The sequence below is a fragment of the Chryseobacterium sp. 22532 genome, assembly GCF_052044665.1.
In the GTDB taxonomy this organism is placed as follows: Bacteria; Bacteroidota; Bacteroidia; order Flavobacteriales; family Weeksellaceae; genus Chryseobacterium; species Chryseobacterium lathyri.
Map to the genome: position 1 here is coordinate 1 of NZ_JBQENJ010000015.1, position 1,756 is coordinate 1,756.

A 1,756-nucleotide genomic window follows, 5' to 3' on the forward strand; every position below is an offset into this window, starting at 1 on the left:
AAGGAAACTTACCACTAAGTTTCCTTTTTTAATAAAATCCGGCCAATGATTCTCTGCATTACCCACTCGAATGATTTTTACAATATTGATATTTTTTTTGACTATCTTTCTTCTAAGAATATTTCCTGTTTCAGGCTCAACTCTGACCGGATGAACCATCTCCAGAAGATCAGCGTGAATGAAGATTCATTTGAACTCACTGATGAGTCTGGAAATACCATTCATTCCAAAGATATCAAAGCAGTGTGGCACAGAAAGGCCTGGGGAATAAGCGTTCCTGAGGAACTGGATGAAGACTACAAAAAAATATTCCTGAGCGCGTACGCAAATCTCCGTTATAACCTGATCACTGTTTTGGAAGATATTCCATGGATCAATCCCTATGAAAATGAAAGGAAGATCGATGGAAACAAAATGCTTCAGCTGAAAATAGCTAAAAACAATAATTTGACTATTCCTGAAACCATTTTTTCCAACGATGAACACCAGATCACCGCTTTTTTTCATGAATTCTGCAATGGTAAGGCGGTTGCAAAACTTCATAGCCTGACCGCAAAATCAATGAACGGAGAAAATTTCATCTCAACGATGATCATTGAAGAAGATACCCTGGAACATATTGCAGACATTGCTTACTGCCCGATGATCTTCCAGCCCTATATTGACAAAGAATATGAATTGAGAATTGTTTACATAGCCGGGGAGTTTTTTACCGGAAAAATTAACAATAGTGAGAATGTTGACTGGAGACTAGCTCAAGAAAATTATGCATGGTCAGCCTATGAACTCCCGGAGAATGTCAAAACCGGTTTAGCTTCCATGATGGAAGAAATGGGGCTTTACATAGGAGCCATAGACATGATCAGAGGAAAAGACGGAGCATATTATTTCCTTGAAGTAAATCCTCAGGGAGAATGGGGAATGCTCCAGAAAGACCTGGGATTTCCCATTGCAGAAAGAATTGCCGATAACCTTATAAACAGAATCGATACTACCCATGAATAAAATACTAATAATTACGCATACACAGGATAATTTTTCAATTGAAAAAGTAACAGAATATATAGAAAAAAACGGCTGCGAGGTTATTCGCTTCGATGTAGACCTGTATCCTATACAAAATAAACTCTCCACTGTTTTCCAGGATGGTGAGTGGATAAGCATTCTTGAAACCAAAGAGGTAAAATACCGTCTTGACGATATTGCAGCAGTTTGGTACAGAAGAGCTTATAACATCGGGAACGGGGTGAAAGAAGAAATGGATAAAAAATTTTATAGCGCCGCAATGGGCGAGATCCGCAACACGCTTTTCGGATTTATAGAATCTGTAGATGCTTATGCATTGGGGAAACCGGGGATTTACAGAAGGCTGGACAGTAAAGAAGAGCAGTTGAAAATTGCCGTTAAACTAGGCCTTAAAATTCCTGAAACCTGCCTTACCAACAATCCTGAAGAAGCCAGACAATTCATCCTTAAGCATCAGAATGTGATAGCTAAAATGCAGACCGGTTTTGCTATCTATGAAGACGGTGTGGAAAATGTGGTTTTCACCAATGTGGTTAGCGAAGACAAGCTTGAAGAACTGGATTCATTGGTATATTGCCCAATGCAGTTCCAGAAAAAAATAGAAAAGAAAAAAGAATTGCGGGTTACCATTGTTGGGCAGGATGTCTATGCTTTTGAAATAGATTCCCAGCAGTCCGAAGATGCAAAGGTGGACTGGAGAAAAGACGGGGTAAATCTGCTTACCAAATGG

The 1,756-nt window shown here is 39.3% G+C and carries 2 protein-coding genes; both read left to right on the forward strand.

From position 1 onward, the window contains the following. The first annotated feature begins 45 nt into the window (after positions 1 to 45). On the forward strand, positions 46 to 1,005 hold the full coding sequence (locus tag ACTJIV_RS20290) for an MvdC/MvdD family ATP grasp protein (protein WP_440629264.1): 960 nt from the start codon (positions 46 to 48) through the stop codon (positions 1,003 to 1,005). Beyond that, positions 998 to 1,756: MvdC/MvdD family ATP grasp protein (locus ACTJIV_RS20295; protein ID WP_440629265.1), on the forward strand; the 759-nt coding region annotated here is incomplete at its 3' end. The genes ACTJIV_RS20290 and ACTJIV_RS20295, both read left to right, overlap by 8 nt.

What these genes read in the sequence shown, in the direction of transcription:
- ACTJIV_RS20290 (WP_440629264.1), top strand. Translation starts at nt 46, where the DNA reads ATGATTCTCTGCATTACCCACTCGAATGATTTTTACAATATTGATATT.